Annotated in this window: 8 protein-coding genes; 4 read left to right on the top strand and 4 right to left on the bottom strand. The window is 48.4% G+C overall.

Annotated features, from left to right (window positions below; translation table 11 throughout):
* Positions 1–132 precede the first annotated feature (132 nt).
* Complete coding sequence (locus tag ACLHR0_RS27110; RefSeq protein ID WP_436490868.1) at positions 133–1,284, top strand: aldose epimerase family protein; 1,152 nt, start codon at positions 133–135, stop codon at positions 1,282–1,284.
* A gap of 272 nt (positions 1,285–1,556) precedes the next feature.
* Here the strand turns inward: ACLHR0_RS27110 and ACLHR0_RS27105 are convergent, their stop codons facing one another.
* From ACLHR0_RS27105 to ACLHR0_RS27090, 4 genes are all read right to left on the bottom strand, one after another.
* Complete coding sequence (locus tag ACLHR0_RS27105) at positions 1,557–3,023, bottom strand: RagB/SusD family nutrient uptake outer membrane protein (RefSeq protein ID WP_436490866.1); 1,467 nt, start codon at positions 3,021–3,023, stop codon at positions 1,557–1,559.
* 26 nt (positions 3,024–3,049) lie between these two features.
* Positions 3,050–6,085, bottom strand: a complete 3,036-nt coding sequence (locus ACLHR0_RS27100) for a SusC/RagA family TonB-linked outer membrane protein (protein ID WP_436490864.1) — start codon at positions 6,083–6,085, stop codon at positions 3,050–3,052.
* 481 nt (positions 6,086–6,566) lie between these two features.
* A complete protein-coding gene (locus ACLHR0_RS27095) occupies positions 6,567–8,021 on the bottom strand; it encodes an APC family permease (RefSeq protein WP_436490862.1) in 1,455 nt (484 codons plus the stop codon).
* Between the two features lie 93 nt (positions 8,022–8,114).
* Positions 8,115–9,023 (bottom strand): AraC family transcriptional regulator, encoded by a 909-nt coding sequence (locus ACLHR0_RS27090; RefSeq protein WP_436490860.1) that lies wholly within the window; start codon positions 9,021–9,023, stop codon positions 8,115–8,117.
* 190 nt (positions 9,024–9,213) lie between these two features.
* On the opposite strand from ACLHR0_RS27090, the gene ACLHR0_RS27085 reads away from it, so the two are divergent.
* The 3 genes from ACLHR0_RS27085 (at position 9,214) to ACLHR0_RS27075 (ending at position 16,523) form a co-directional block, all read left to right on the top strand.
* Entirely contained in the window at positions 9,214–11,352 is a 2,139-nt protein-coding gene (locus ACLHR0_RS27085) for a prolyl oligopeptidase family serine peptidase (protein WP_436490858.1), read from the top strand.
* A gap of 12 nt (positions 11,353–11,364) precedes the next feature.
* The gene (locus ACLHR0_RS27080) at positions 11,365–13,086 is read left to right on the top strand and encodes a DUF885 family protein (protein WP_436490856.1); all 1,722 of its coding nucleotides are present in this window, start codon (positions 11,365–11,367) and stop codon (positions 13,084–13,086) included.
* Between the two features lie 251 nt (positions 13,087–13,337).
* Positions 13,338–16,523: a SusC/RagA family TonB-linked outer membrane protein gene (locus ACLHR0_RS27075; protein WP_429046572.1), complete on the top strand. Its 3,186-nt coding sequence runs from the start codon at positions 13,338–13,340 to the stop codon at positions 16,521–16,523.
* Positions 16,524–16,542 lie beyond the last annotated feature (19 nt).

Raw genomic sequence — 16,542 nt, 5'->3', positions numbered from 1 at the left:
GAAAGTACACGTATTTTAATCAATCGCGTTTTAATTGTTCTTGTGACAATAAATTTTAAATAAAAATATTTGACTTTAGCCGGATTATCCCGATATTTAGTGACTCTTTTTCACTTAACATCAAAATACGTTATGGACATGAACTTTAAGGCGCTAACCGCCCTCGTGATCTCCGGTGGCACCATGCTGGCTTCCTGCAACAACAATGCTGCGAAGACGGAAGAAAGTAAGGATTCCACAGCAACGGCTGTAACAGCTGGCCCACAAAGCTTTGGCCAGGCAGATGGCCAGGAAGTTTTGCAGTATACCCTGCAGAATGCAAACGGAATGGAAGTAAAGATCCTGAATTACGGCGGTACTATCACAGATATCATTACTGCCGACAAACAAGGACAGAAAGGCAATGTGGTATTGTCTTACGACTCACTTTCAGGCTACCAGCAAAAAGGCCAGCCCTATTTCGGCGCACTGGTAGGCCGTTATGCCAACCGTATTGCCAATGCTAAGTTTACACTGGATGGCAAGGAATACAAACTCGCCGCTAATAATAACGGCAACACGCTTCACGGCGGACTGAAAGGATTTGATAAGGTAGTATGGGCAGCCACGCCTGCCGGCGACAGCAGCCTGCAACTGGTATATAACAGCAAAGACGGAGAAGAAGGATATCCCGGTAACCTCCAGGCTACGGTGGTATACACGCTTACACCGGACAACGCCCTGCAGATCACCTACAAGGCAACCACCGATAAAGCGACCCCGGTAAACCTTACCAACCACGCTTACTTTAATCTTTCTGCGGGAAAAGACAGCACCATCCTCGGACACGAGTTGTCGCTGAAGGCAAGCCGTTATACCCCGGTAAATGATAAGCTGATTCCTACCGGCAAACTGGACCCGGTAAAAGGTACCCCAATGGATTTTACCACTGCCAAAAAGATCGGTGCTGATATCGGCAAAGTAAAAGGCGGATATGATCATAACTGGGTACTGGACAAACAGGAAGGGGTGCTGGAAACCATTGCCACCCTGTACGACCCAACCAGCGGCCGTTATATGGAAGTAGCTACCACCCAACCCGGTATTCAGTTCTATACCGGCAACTTCCTGGATGGCACGCTCACGAATACACGTAACGGGCAGAAGTATGTGCAGAACGCGGCGCTTTGCCTGGAAACACAACACTTCCCCGATTCTCCTAATCAACCTTCTTTCCCGAACGTAATCCTGAAACCGGGTGAAACGTTTTCACAAACAACGGTGTATAAGTTTTCGGTGAAGTAAGGGGAGGACCGCCTTCGGCGGTTTTTAAATTGTCTTGGAGCAGGATTACACTGATTTTGCTGATTATAGGGATTTGAACTTTTGGATTTATAAATGATTTCGGGGAGATTTAAGCGAGTATATCCGCTTATATCTCCCCGAAGTCTTTTAAATATTCGCTTCTGTCTTCCTTAATCTTATAAAAATCCAAAAGATCAAATCCTTATAATCAGCAAAATCAGCGTAATCCTGCTCCAAGACAATTTAAAAGCCGCCGAAGGCGGCCCTTCGCACTAATAATTCGGATTCTGCACCAGTGTGCCTTTGCTTCTGTCGATTTCCTGTTGCGGCATCGGGAAGAAGTAGTTTTTAGGCTTCGTGAAAATACGTGGGGCTCCCCCTCGTGTAATCACGGTACCATCATACGCCAGCTTTGGTTTCTTGTACAACGCCACAATGTCTATGAGGTTGGCTTTATCCCAGCGCAGGAGGTCCTGGTGGCGTTCATTTTCCCCGCATAGTTCCACCCTGCGTTCATGCATCAGTGCTGCCATGCCGGCATTGGTAACGGCCGGTAAACTGGCGGAAGCGCGCTTGCGAACGGCATTGAGCTCCGAGTCGCCGGCGCCCGGGCCGTTTAAACGGATCTTTGCTTCTGCCACCAGCAGGTAAATATCCGCGGCGCGCATCAACGGTGTTTTGAGGGAGTAGTCGAGTCCGCCGGAAGGTTTCCAGCTACAGAATTTTTTATAATGATAACCGCTCCAGGAAGCTGATGCTTCATAAGTGGCAATACCGGTACCGATATTTACTTTATCACCGGGTTGCATGATGCAGATATTCTTGCGGGGATCGCCTGCTTCAAATTCATCTACCAGTCCTTTGGTAGGGTAGAAGAAGCTCCATCCGTTCCAGTTGCGTGGAGCATGATAGGTGATGAAATCGGAGTAGCCGTTTCCGTCTACTGTTTGAACGGCGAGCAGCATTTCTGAATTGTTGCCGGTGGCTACACTGAAGTTATCGGCATAGTTTGTTGCCAGTTTATAGTTAGTATTACTAACTACTTTGCTGCCGTATTCGATGGCTTTGTCCAGTTTCGACCAGTTCATATACAGTTTACATAACAGTCCCCAGGCGGTACCTTTGCTTACGCGGCCTTTATTGGCGTCGTCGTAGGTTTCAGGAAGCTGGTCGGCGGCGGCCAGGAGATCGCTTTCTATCTGGGCCCGCAGTTCATCGGCCGTTACTTTTGGTTTGTTATAGAAAGATTTGAGCACATCATCTTCTGTGATGATAGGGGCTTCGCCATAGATCAGCAGCAGGCGCCAGTAGGCGAATGCGCGGAAGAAGTGTGCTTCACCGAGACAACGGTTCTTGATGTCCGGATCAATGTCTGTAATTTTAGGAACATAGATCAGCACGTTGTTGGAGCGGTTAATCGTTTCATATTTCCATCTCCATCCTACCCGTACGCTGTAGGTGGAAGCATCGTAGGTGAAGTCTTCTATCACGGCGTCATAATCATGGTCGCCGCCGCGTACCTGGTCGTCTGAGCAGTTATCGAATACAAACTCATTAAAGCCGGTATAATCTTCTTCCAGTAAAACATTATAGATACCGGTTACCCCGTCAAGGGCATCGCTTTGGTTGCGCCAGTAGTTGCCGGTGCTGTACACTCCTTTGGGAGATACATCGAGTACGCTTTTACAGCCGGCAAAGAGTAATGCCGTGAGTACTAATATATATTTGATCCGTTGCATAGTAGTTAATTTAAGGTTGCCGTGAATTAAAAGTTGAGGGTAGCGCCAAAAGTAAAGGTCCTGGCCTGCGGATAGGCGGCTACGTCTACTCCTCTCTGCCTGTTACCATCGCCGGTACCGTAGTTATAACCCAGCTGCGGAGTTAAACCGGAGTAGTTGGTGAGGATAAACAGGTTTTGCGCGGCCACGTATACATGGATATCTGAAATGCCGCTGCGGCCCCATACTTTGGAAGGAATGGTATATCCCAGCGATGCGTTTTTCAGGGAGAAGTAATCGCCGTTTTCCACAAAGCGGTCGGAGGTGCGGTTATTCTGATTGGCATTGCCCAGGGTCATCCTTGGTACGGAATTGCTGGTGCCGGCGCCATGCCAGCGGTTCAGCGCATCTGCATACAGGTTATATGGATAGTTGGGATCCATGCCCTGCATTTTATCGGCGTTGTAAAGTTTTACGCCACTCACACCCGCAAAGGAAAGGCTCAGGTCAAACCCTTTGTAACCGGCGCTGGCCTGGATGCCGTATACCATTTTAGGATTGGGGCTGCCCAGGTTTACACGGTCTTTATCATTTACGATATTGTCACCGTTGGTATCGAGGAAACGCACATCACCCGGTTTGATATTGGCTTTGTTGGGATCTTTGTTGATGTTGGGATCGTTGTTGATCTCATCAGCGGTCTGGTAGATTCCACCTGTTTTCCAGCCATAATAAGAGGCCAGTGGCTGACCTACATAGGTGCGGGAAATTTCCTGTCCCTGCCGGCCATAGGGAGTGGAACCGATATAGGAAGAAGGGTCGTATAGTTTGGTTACTTCATTTTTAATAAAAGAAGCGTTGGCGCTTACATTGTAATGGAACTTGTCGTTGCCGCCCTGGTAGCCTACTTCCACTTCCCAGCCTTTGTTGCTCAGCTGACCGAGGTTACGGTCGGGGATGGCGGAAGTGCCGTGGAGGTCCATTTCAGGAGCGGGTACCAGCATGTCTTTGGTGTTTTTGTTGAACCAGGTGATGGTGGTATTGAGTTTATCGTGGAAGAAGCCGGCTTCCAGGCTGATGTTGGTCATTTCGGCCTTTTCCCAGGTGATATCGGGGTTGGCGAGCCTTGAGTTCCATACGCCGGTGTAGGCTGTTTCGCCGAAGTTATAGCGGCGGTCTTTATCGATCTGTGCGAGGTATTGAAACTCCGTTACGTTTTGATTACCGAGCTGTCCCCAGCCGCCTGTGATTTTCAGGTTGCTCACGGCCTTTACGTTGTCTTTAAAGAAGGTTTCATCTGAAATACGCCAGCCTGCGGAGAAAGCGGGGAAGTAGCCCCAGCGTTGATCCGGTGAGAACTTCGACGAGCCATCTGCACGGAAGGTAACGGTGACCAGGTATTTATCCTTGAAGCCATAGAAGCCCCTGATAAACCCGGATGCGATAGCGTTGGCATTAAAATAATTGCCTTTTGCATCGTGAATATCGTTCCCGTTACTCAGTACCAGCTGGTCTTTCGATTCATCGTTAAAGCCCCATCTTTCCGCCTGGTTCCAGGAGCCGTTATAGGTTTGCTGGGAGTAGCCACCGGTAACGGTGAGGTGATGTACGTTTGCCAGCACTTTATTGTAGGTAAGGAAAATTTCGCTCAGCTGGTTGTTATAGCTTTCGCTGCGATTGAAAAGTTCTGCATGATCGCGTGCCCTGGTTTGATCCAGTACTTTAGGCGCGAAGTTGAACTGGTTCATCAGGCTGCCGTCAAAGCCATAGTTGGCGCGCAGGGTGAGGCCATCCATGATTTCCAGTTCAGCGTATACGCTGGCCAGCATGCGATAGTTTTTGGTCCAGGTGTCGGTGGTTTCCGCGGTGTATACGGGGTTGTTGATATCACCGAGTTCATTGCTGGCTTTGGAGGTGCCCCAGCTGCCATCGGGGTTGTGAACGGGGATGGCGGGGTTAAAGCGCAGGGCGCTGAAAATAAGGCCTGTCTGGGAAGAGTAGGTATCCGGGCCGCTGTTTTGTTTATAGGTGAGCTGCAGATTTTCACCTACTTTCAAACGCTTACCCAGCTTGTGTTCTGAGTTAATGCGCACCGAGTATCTTTTGAAATAGGAATTGGTGATGATACCATTTTCATTATAATAACCGGCACTGAGCATATAATTGGAGGTGTTGTTGCCGCCGCGCAGGCTTACATCTGCATTGGTAATATCACCGGAGCCGAACAATGCTTTTTGCCAGTCGGTGCGTTGAGTGGCGTAGTAAGGATCCTGCCAGATGGGCTCTATTGCCACGCCATCGTTGGTATAGCGTTCCTGTTTCAGTTTTACCAGGTCGGGTGCGGTGAGCAGCGGGATATAGCGGATGGTATTGGTAACGCCGCGATAGAAGTTGACCGATGCTTTCAGTTTTTCTCCATAGTTTCCTCTTTTGGTGGTAATGATCACCACGCCGTTGGCGGCACGGGTACCATATATTGCGGAGGAAGACGCATCTTTAAGTATTTCCATGGAGGCGATGTCGTTAGGGTTTACATCTGCGAGTCCACCTGCCGGTACGCCATCTATAATAATCAATGGGTCGGCATTATTGATGGTGCCTGTACCGCGGATACGGATGGCAGGCGTGCTGCCGGGGGCTGCATCCGACCGTACAATATCCACGCCTGTTACGCGGCCCTGGATGGCTTGCGCGGCGTCTGATACAGGAAGGTTTTTGATGTCGGCTCCTTTAACGGAAGCGATGGTACCGGTAACGTCGCGGCGGCTTTGCACACCGTAACCCACTACCACTACTTCACCTAATCCTTTGGTGGCTGCGGCCAGTGATACGTTGATAACGGTTTGTTCACCGATGGTAACCGTTTGTGGTTCGTAGCCGATAAACGAGAACAAAACCGATTTAGCACCCGGCGGTAAAGAAAGGGTGTAGTTCCCTTTTGCATCAGTACTGGCGCCGCTGGCGGTGCCGGTTATGATTACGTTTACACCAGGCAGACCTGCACCGTCTGCCGCGCCGGTAACTTTTCCGGTAAGGGTCTTTTGAGCAAATACTGCGCTGGTGGCAGCGCATAGAAAGACCATCAGAAAGCATAATTTTCCAGTGAATGAGTACCTCATAATTAATGAATAAGACGTGAACTTGAATAGAAACGTGAATGGAACAGATATACGGCCTGTCTCTCGTGTTGTCGCTTAGTTTTTTGGTTGTTATAAAATAAAAGTTGCTAAATCGTTATTGCACATTTGCCCGCTGGAGGCAGTTTTTTATATAATTCACTGGATCCCCAAAAGAGATGAAAAAAAGTTGGTCTTTCACATGATCAATATGGCACGTCGTAATGCTTACTCAGAAAAGGAATTACATGTCTACATAACATCGCATCAGTTTCTGTCAGAAAGGTAACGAATTTTGTAAATGTACATGTATAGTTTTTTGCCTGGTTATAATACTGGATTAATTATATATTAATACTTCGAAAAGGCGTAGGGGATACGCTTATAGGGGAAGGCACAAAAAAAGAGGGGGACTATTTTTTGATAGTCCCCCTGGTTGACAGATAATTTAGTAAGAAGAATCAGCGGTGGTTATATTTTCTTTTTTGATAGATGCGTTATCGCGGATGTTGTTCCTGTTGGCAAAATAATACACGGGTATACCGGACAGCGTTATAAATAGTCCCGGCCAGGTAAATCGTGGCTTATAAACAAACAGCAATCCGCAGAAAGCAATACCCATTAAAATATACAGCACCGGCAACACCGGGTATCCAAACGCTTTGTAAGGCCGGTCGGCATCCGGGCGCTTCTTCCGCAGGATAAAGATGCCTGCTATGGTAAGCATATAAAAGGCCACCACCACAAAAGAGATCATATCCAATAAGTCGCCATAACGGCCGCTGAGACACCATAAGCATGCCACGAGGCATTGTATCCACAATGCAAAGGAAGGCACGGCAGAACGGTTTAAATCTCCTGCTTTTTTAAAAAACAAACCATCTTTGGCCATGGTATGGTACACCCGCGCACCTGCAAGTATAAGCCCGTTGTTACAACCAAAAGTGGATATCATGATCATTACTGCAATAAGTACTGTGCCTGTATTTCCCAGCACCGCCTGTGATACGGAAACGGCTACACGATCTTTTGGTGCATTTGCAATTTCTGACAAAGGCAATACGGCGAGATAGGTAATATTGGTTAGCACATAAATGATGGTGACGATCGCGGTTCCTAAAAAAAGACTTAACCCGATATTCCTCCGGGGATTTTTTATTTCCCCGCCAACAAAAGCTACATTATGCCAGGAGTCACTGCTGAACACCGATCCTACCATGGCGGAAGCAATAGCGCCAAAAGCGGCAATGGTACTGTATGACGATATACTGCCACCTGTTGTCAGGGGATGCAGGTTCCACGCATGCTGCCAGTTGGCCTGCCATATTTCGGGTTTAATCGCCAGCAGTCCGAATATGATCAGCGCAGCGAGGCTTACCAGTTTGGTAAGTGTAAAAGTTGTCTGAATAATTTTACCTCCTTCAATACCCCGTGTATTCATATAGGTCAGTAACACAATTACCCCGATGGAAAGCAGCTGCGCAGCAGTGATATGCAGCGTTCCTGCCGACAATAACACGTTTTCTTCACTGAAAGCCGGCAAGAGGTAGGCGGTAAATTTGGCGAAGGCTACGCCCACTGCGGCAATGGTAGCCGTTTGTATCACGGTAAAAAAACTCCAGCCATACAGGAAGGCTGTCATAGGATTATAGGCTTCTTTCAGGTAGATGTACTGGCCGCCTGCCCGAGGAAACATACCACTCAGTTCTCCGTAGCTCAATGCAGCCGTAAGGGTCATAAAACCGGTGATCAGCCATACCAGCAACAGCCATCCGGCGCTCCCGGTATGACGGGTAATATCTGCACTGACAATAAAAATTCCGGAGCCGATCATGCTGCCGGCTACAATCATAGTAGCATCCAGCAACTTGATGGACGGCTTAAAGGTAGGAGCGTCTGACATAGTAGCGAATCGTAGTTTGGTTGATATTACAGGTTTATCTCCCCTAAAACTACAGTTACTTTGCTGGCAATTCTATTCGCTTTTTGATCAATACTATGCAGATTTTGTTGCAGTGCCCGGTGGCGGGTTTTCCAGCTGCTCATATTCCCGCAGGTAACTGCGGGGCGATTTGCGGGTAATACTCTTAAATACCCGGTTAAAATTCGCTATGCTGTTGAAACCACAGTTGTAGGCAACGGTGGCAATACTATCATACGACCCGCCTGCCAGCTTTTTGCAGGCCTCATTGATGCGTACTTCATTCAGGAATGATACAAACGTTAATCGCGTATGTTTTTTGAAATACCGGCAAAAAGCCTGCGGCGTCATATGCGCCTCCCGGGCAATATCTTCCAGCTTTATTTCCGCATCATAATGCTGCATGATATAATTGTAGATGTACCCGATCCGGATTCCTTCCTGTTCATTTACAGCAGATAACCTTGACCCGGTGATCAGTGGCTCCAGGTCCTTAATAGTAAGGAAGAAATTGATCAGCTCCACAAATGCCAGGAACTGTGCAATGCCCTGCGACTGGTGGATTTTCAGCAACCGGCTGGATATTTCCACTACATGGGCCTCCGGTACCTTAAACCCGTTTTGCGACTGATCTATAAAAGACTTTATCTTTTTAAACTCCGGCAAGCCAAACAAGGGTCCCAGCTTGCCTTCCGGGTTGAAGAAAAGGGTTAGGGCCTGCACATTCTTTTTATTCTTGCTGCCAAAAGGCAATTCTTCGCTCTTTAATACATGCGGCTGGTTACTGCCTATCCAGTATATTTCATTCGACCAGAAGGCATGCATATTATTTTCTACTATCAAAGTACCATGCCCATGCTGGATCCACGTAAGCTGGATTTCCTCATGACGATGGAGATGCGGGTAAAAAGCCGGCAGCCAGTCCTTTTGTGTGATAATGGTTTTATCATGCGCCACAGGTATCGTAAACTGTAATACTTTCATGCACTTACATTATTCTTTTTTTAACACCTTTGAAGAGATTGCAACCAAATTTAGGTGAAGATATGAGAACAAGTTATTAAAAAACGTTTAAAATCTAATCAATGCCTGATGTACTTTTAAAAAATAATCGGACAGGGAGTAAATATTAACTGTCCAGTATACATTTAATTATAGCGGATCAACACAACTTATGAAATACCAACGATTTCTTTACCTGGTGATTTTATGGAGCCTGCCAACCGGGCTGTTGCTCGCACAGCAAAACAAGCCAACACCTTACCTGCCTTCACATGCAGAGATATTGCAGCGATATAAAAAAGTACAGCTGCTGGACAGTATTACCCGGAAAACCATCTTCCGGCACAACGTGGAGGCCAACTGGCTGCCCGACGGGAAGTCGTTCTGGTATGTGGTTACAGGGAAAGACAGCAGTAAAACAGGTTATCTTGTGACGGCTGCCACCGGTAAAAAAGAGGTGATCACCGACACCGCAAAAATTGCGCAACTGGCTAAAGACTACCCCGCTACCCGTCCGGTGAGGCGACATGAACCCAGTCGCTGGGAGAGTTTTGCAACAGATAGCGTATCCCCGGATAAACAATGGGTCGCCACCACGATAGATGGTAACGTGTATGTACGCTCGGTAGCCACCGGCGCCCTTACACCGTTTACAACAGACGGAAAAGCCTCCGGCGACTACTATGGCGCCCTGGCCTGGTCGCCCGACAGCAAATACCTGGTCGGTTACCGCATTCACCCCGTGGAAGATTCCTCCGTGTACTACATACTCACCGACGTACCCGGTACCACCCGCGGACAACTGCGCTCGCAACCCTATAAGCAACCGGGCGATCCGTTTACCACCTTCGATATGTACCTGTTTACCCTGGCCGGAAAAACCACTGCTAAAGTAAAAACAGAACAGATCGATTTTTTTGAAGCACCGGAACTGCACTGGCGGCATAAAGACCCGCGCTACTTCCTTTATGAAAAAGTAGACCGCGGCCATCAGCGCTTCCGCGTGATAGAAGTAGACGCCACCAACGGCAATACCCGCACCATACTGGATGAAAAAACACCCTCCTTCATCTACGAATCGCGCCTTTATACCCATTACCTGCCGGAAACCAATGAACTCCTCTGGACGTCCGAAAAAGACGGCTGGCGGCATATTTACCTGGTGAATACCCTCACCGGCGAAATTAAAAACCAGGTAACAAAAGGTGATTGGGTAGTCCGGGATATAGACAGCGTAGATGCAAAGAAAAGAGAGATCTGGTTCAGGGCAGGGGGCAGGAATGCCGGGGAAGATCCTTACTTCCTCCATTACTACCGAACAGACTTCGCCGGTCAGCATCTGCTGGACCTCACTCCGGCCACGGGTAACCACCAGGCAATCTTTTCTCCCGATAAAAAATATTTTATAGATAAATACTCACAGGTAAACGTGCCACCGGTAAATGAACTGCGCCGCACGTCCGACGGGAAACTGATCACCGTGTTGGAAAAAACAGACGTGAGCGGCTGGGAAGCTACCGGCGTGCCTTTCCCCGTACCTTTTACGGCGAAGGGCCGCGATGGCAAAACAGATATCTGGGGGGTAATGTGCCGGCCAACAGATTACGACTCCACGAAAATGTACCCGGTAGTGGAAAATATCTATGCAGGTCCGCAGGATGCGTTTGTACCCAAGAGTTTTATGAGTTATTATATCGATATGCAAAGCCTGGCTGATCTTGGATTTATTGTAGTGCAGATCGATGGCATGGGCACCGCCAACCGATCAAAGGCATTCCACGATGTATGCTGGAAGAACCTGGTTGATGCAGGTTTCCCGGACCGCATTCTATGGATCAAGGCACTGGCCCAAAAGTATCCCTTTGTGGATACCTCACGGGTAGGGCTATACGGAACTTCCGCCGGCGGACAAAACGCACTGGGCGGGCTGCTCTTTCATCCCGAATTTTATAAGGCAGCAGTGGCTTCCTGTGGCTGTCATGATAACCGGGTGGATAAGCAATGGTGGAATGAACAATGGATGGGATACCCTGTAGGCAAAGAATATGAAGAACAATCCAACGTAACCAATGCCGGGAAATTGCAGGGGAGCCTGCTGTTGATAGTGGGAGAGGCCGACACAAACGTGCCGCCGGAATCTACTTACCGCGTGATCAACGCATTGATTAAAAAAGGAAAGACCTTCGAATTCCTGCCGGTACCCGGTATGGGGCACAGCGACGGAGGCCCCTACGGACGAATTAAACGCCGCGATTTCTTTGTAAAAAGCCTGTTGAATATTAATCCGCCTGACAGAAATATAAACGAGTAAAATATGCCTCTTTTGAAGAAATTATACATGCTCCTCGCCTGCGTGCTGCTGCAGCAGGCAACAGCCTCCGCTCAATCTGCAGATAATGACCTGTATCTCCAGACCAGCGAAGTGAATAACATCATGGTGCAATATGATGCGGATGCCGGTAACCTGCGCCGGTTTTACTTTGTAGACAGCTCGCCGGAAGGGTTCACCCGCATGACCACCCTGGTAAAAAGCTACCAGCAACGGCTGGAGCAACTGAACTATGCGGGGCTTAATGTAGGCGCCCAGGTAGATTACACCCTGTTTAAACGCCGGCTTTCACAAACAATGGAGGAACTGTTACTTGCACAACAGGAAAGCGCACAGGTAAAAAAATGGTTTCCCTTTGCCGATAAAATTTACCAGGTAGAGCAGCATCGCCGCCGGGGGGAGAAACCCGATGCAGCGGCACTGGCCGCCCAGCTGAGCGAAACAGCCAGGGAGATCATCAAAAAAAGGCAGCAGCTGGAAGGCGACAGCTCGCTCACGCTGCCGCAGATCCGCCGCGGCATCTCTACCCTGAGAGGCTTACGGGAAGCACTGGGAAATGCTTTTAATTTTTATAACGGTTATGATCCGCTGTTTTCCTGGTGGGTACCCGCTCCCTATAAACAGGTAGACAGCCTCCTGAAAACATACAGCACTACTTTCTCCAATAAAGAAAAAAGTACCGCCCGTATGCCTGATGATGGCAGTGGTATTGCCGGTCACCCTATCGGAAGAGCCGCGCTGATCAAAGGATTACAGGAGGAAATGATTCCTTATACACCAGAGGAACTGCTGGCCATTGCCAATAAAGAGTTTGCCTGGTGCGATGCGGAAATGGAAAAAGCCACCCGAGAAATGGGATTGGGAACAGACTGGAAAGCAGCCATGGAGAAAGTAAAGAACAGTTACGTGCCCCCGGCAGATCAACCTGCTGAGATGGTGAAGCTTTACAATGAATCCGTGGATTTTATAAAGCAACACGACCTGATCACCCTGCCACCGCTCGCGGAAGAAACCTGGCGCATGATCATGATGACGCCGGAGCGGCAGCTGGTGAACCCGTTCTTCACCGGTGGAGAAGAGTTTAGTGTATCCTATCCCGTTAGCAGCATGAGCCAGGAAGACAAAATGATGAGTATGCGTGGTAACAACCCGCACTTTTCCCGCGCCACCGTTCACCATGAACTGTTGGCAGGACACGCCCTCCAGGAGTTTATGCAGAACCGCTATAAAACATACCGCCATTTTGAAACGCCTTTCTGGATCGAAGGATGGGCCCTGTACTGGGAACGGTTGCTATGGGACCAGGGATTTGCAAAGTCGCCGGAAGACCGCGTTGGTATGTTGTTCTGGCGTAAGCACCGTTGCGCGCGCATTATCTTCTCTATTAACTATCACACCGGTAAGTGGACGCCGCAGCAATGTATTGATTTCCTGGTAGACCGCGTAGGCCACGAGCGGGCAAACGCAGAAGGAGAAGTACGCCGTTCTTTTGTTGGCGGTTACAGCCCGCTGTACCAGATCGCCTATATGATTGGCGGATTGCAGTTTGAAGCGCTGAAGAAAGAACTGGTAGACAGTGGTAAGATGTCGTTCAAACAATATCATGACGCGGTGCTCCGGGAGAATATGATGCCTGTTGAAATGCTCCGGGCCATCCTGTTGAATAAGCCTGTGCCAAAGGATTTTACCTCCAGCTGGCGTTTTTACAAATTATAATCCTGCGGGGAACGTCTCCGTTGAGAGATGTTCCCCTTTTCCCTCCTTACCAGTTAAAATCAGCAACCTATCAGTTAATTTCCGGGAAGTAATATCCGGTCCTTTTAGATAGATTTGTAATAACAATTGTCAACAATACAATTAAAATAAATCAACCGGAATAAAATCTTATATCTAGTCTACGCACTGTGTGCGGACCTGTAACATCGTATATCAACCAGAATTTTTCAACACTGCTTAAACCTAATCCCATGCAAAAAATTGTCATGGCCTTTATCGCCTTATTGGCGGTCTTACCATCTGTTGCCCAGAACGTAAAAGTCAGCGGCAAAATTACAGATGAAAGAAGTGGGCCACTGCCCGGCGCCTCGGTCAAAATTAAGGGGAACTCCCAGGGGGTAGTTACGGACGACAAGGGGGAATTTTCCCTGGCAGCGCCACCTGATGCTACTTTAGAGTTCAGTTTTATCGGCTATCTTAAACAGGAACAGAAATTAAAAGGCCGCACACATCTCAGCGTAGTGCTCACCGCTCAGAGCGGCGCACTGGGAGATGTAGTGGTGATCGGCTACCAGACGGTGAACCGGCGTAAAGCTACTGCTGCCGTTTCCAGCATCAAAGGAAAAGACATTGAAAACATTCCTGCCGGTAGTTTTGAACAACTGCTGCAGGGACGCATGGCCGGCGTAAATGTGCAGAACTTCACCGGGGAACCCGGCGCGGCACCCACCATCTCCGTGAGGGGTAATACCGCTATCGGTACTTCTTACCAAAGCAATCAGTATAAAATATTAAACAAGCCACTGTATGTAATTGATGACGTACCGCAGTTCAACGATGATATGGTGGGACCGGACATTGGTACCGGTACCAACAATATCGCCGGTTTGAACCCCAACGAAATAGAATCGGTTGATGTGCTGAAAGATGCGGCTGCCGCGGCTGTGTATGGCTCCCGTGGCGCCAACGGCGTAATCATTATCAAAACAAAACGTGCCCGTACCGGTGCGCCGCGCTTCAGCGTGTCGGCCTATGGCGGTTTAACGCAGATCCCTAAACTCCGCCAGATATTGGTGGGCGCGGCAGAACGCCGCGAAAAGATCCGCCTGTATGATGATGCGTTTGAAAATAACTACGACAGGCTGACGCATAAAAATCTCATCATGACAGACAGCCTGAACCCGGATCTGAATAAGTCGACCGACTGGCAACGCTTGTTTTACCGCAACGGATTTGTGCGGAACGTGGACTTTAACGTATACGGGGGAACGGAGTACAATACTTATCGCCTGTCGGCTGGTATGTACATGGAAGATGGCATTGTGAAAGCCTCGGGATTTAAACGCTATACGCTTAACTACTCCTCTTCTATACGTACCAAAAACGGTGCGCTGGAAGTAGTACCCAATATCCGGCTGGCCCGCATGGAAAGAGGACGCGGTTCCGGCAGTGCAGATCTTTTTGGAGCAGTAGGACAAAGCATGCCCTCCTCCCTGTTTGCACCGGATGAAAACAGCTTGCAGCGCGTATTAGGACGCTATTCCAGTAATATGGATATCAACACGGATAACCAGGTAAATGGCGATATCTCTGTGCAGTTACGGTTATCCAGCCAGTTGTCGTTCCGCTCGCGTAACTCAGTGTCGATGGTAATGAGCCGCCGCGATGTGTCGGTGCCGGGTGAATTGAATTCAGACCTTGGCAACTCTGCTTCCTCTAGCAGCGGGTTGCAGCAAAGTTATACCACCTCCAATGACCTGAACTGGAACGCTGTATTTGGAAAAGGAAAAGAACACACCATTAACGCCATTGTAGGGCAGGAAGTACAGTACAGCACTTATCAAAATACCTATGCGCGCGGCGATCGCGGCGCCAGTGACCAAATCCAGGTAGTGAATGGTTTCCCGCAGGGACCTTATCTGTACGGCAGTTCGTCCTACGCGGCCTTTGGTATTCTCTCCCTGTTTTCAAGGGTGAACTATGATTATAAAAGTACCTATCTCTTTTCCGCATCCCTGCGTGGGGATGCTGCTTCCAGCTTCGGACCGGATAATAAATGGGGGTATTTTCCCGCTATCTCAGCAGGCTGGATGATTAGTAATGAACCTTTTATGCGGCGCTATTCCAGCTGGTTGTCCATGCTGAAACTGCGCGGTAGTTATGGTGTGCTGGGTAACCTGCCTGGCGATTATTATTTGCAGTATAGTCTTTATAACGTAGGCGCCGCCGGGTATAATGGCAGCGGATTGAGCCCCAATACATACAACGGCGCGGTAACTATTACCCCGCAATTCGGTTCTGGTGGTGTAGCGCAGAAAGATATCAGCTGGGAAAAAACCGCCAGCTGGAACGGTGGGATAGAGGCAGAACTGATGAATGGCAAATATTATTTCAGTGCCGATGTATATGTGAAGAATAGCAAAGCGGGACTCATTGATATGAACCTGCAAAGTACTACCGGTATTGCCACCGCCAAAACCAACGGTGCACAATTACGCAATTCCGGTATTGATATCAATTTCCAGTTCAGGAATGTGATGCCGGAGAAGAGTGCATTGCGTTGGGAAATCATGTGGAATGTAAGTATGAATCAAAACCTGGTGGTAAGTATGCCTAACAATAACCGTGATCTTACCTTTGGCAATTTGTTTAATACCACGCATATTCTCACCCGCGGAAAAGCAGTGAATACTTTCTACCTGCTGAAAACACTGGGCGTATACGCTACCGATGATGATGTGCCCACAGACAAATATACCGGTAAGAAATTCCAGGTGGGAGCCGTGAATGATCCTGCTGCCAATAATCCTTTCAGAGCCGGAGAATTTATTTTTGCGGACCTGGATGGCGATGGTATTATCGATGCCTTTAACGGAGGTATCACAGGAGATAAAATTCCGTATGGCAATCCCAATCCTTTTCTCACTGGTGGTATTACGCAAAATTTTTACTGGAAGAATTTCACCTTCGGGTTCCTTTGCACTTTCACGTTTAAGAGAGATGTGCTGAACCTGTATGAGTCGGATACCTATGGCCGCTACGGCTGGGATGGTTCCGGTAACGAGTTCTCCAAATATGCGGTGTCAGATCTTTCTTCCATGAATATCTGGCGTAAGCCCGGTGATAAGGCCCAGTATGCAAGAATGGATATCGGTACTTACCGCTATTACTATCGTGCCGATCAAACTTTCTTCCTGGAGAAAGGTGATTATTTCAGGATCAAAAATGTATCATTTGGCTATACCCTCAAAGAAAAAGCCCTGAAGCCGCTGCATTTGAACCGCCTGCGGTTTTACGGCCTGATGGACAATGTGTATATGTTCCAGGCTTCCAAAAGATTACCGGATGCAGAAAATGTGAACCCTTACGGCGAGTATAACGGTGTCGGCTATCCGAGCCCGCATAAATATACACTGGGCATTGATGTAGGATTTTAAAAACAGCTAAACACTTTTT

This window comes from Chitinophaga sp. ARDCPP14, from assembly GCF_051362515.1.
Taxonomy (GTDB): Bacteria; Bacteroidota; Bacteroidia; order Chitinophagales; family Chitinophagaceae; genus Chitinophaga.
Note: the sequence above shows the minus strand (reverse complement) of the source record. Positions and strands in the feature narration are given on the sequence as shown.

Excerpts from the sequence above, each read along its gene's own strand:
- ACLHR0_RS27085 (WP_436490858.1), top strand. The coding sequence starts at position 9,214 with ATGAAATACCAACGATTTCTTTACCTGGTGATTTTATGGAGCCTGCCA.
- ACLHR0_RS27095 (WP_436490862.1), bottom strand. The coding sequence starts at position 8,021 with ATGTCAGACGCTCCTACCTTTAAGCCGTCCATCAAGTTGCTGGATGCT.
- ACLHR0_RS27105 (WP_436490866.1), bottom strand. The coding sequence starts at position 3,023 with ATGCAACGGATCAAATATATATTAGTACTCACGGCATTACTCTTTGCC.
- ACLHR0_RS27090 (WP_436490860.1), bottom strand. The coding sequence starts at position 9,023 with ATGAAAGTATTACAGTTTACGATACCTGTGGCGCATGATAAAACCATT.
- ACLHR0_RS27110 (WP_436490868.1), top strand. The coding sequence starts at position 133 with ATGGACATGAACTTTAAGGCGCTAACCGCCCTCGTGATCTCCGGTGGC.
- ACLHR0_RS27075 (WP_429046572.1), top strand. The coding sequence starts at position 13,338 with ATGCAAAAAATTGTCATGGCCTTTATCGCCTTATTGGCGGTCTTACCA.
- ACLHR0_RS27100 (WP_436490864.1), bottom strand. The coding sequence starts at position 6,085 with ATGGTCTTTCTATGCGCTGCCACCAGCGCAGTATTTGCTCAAAAGACC.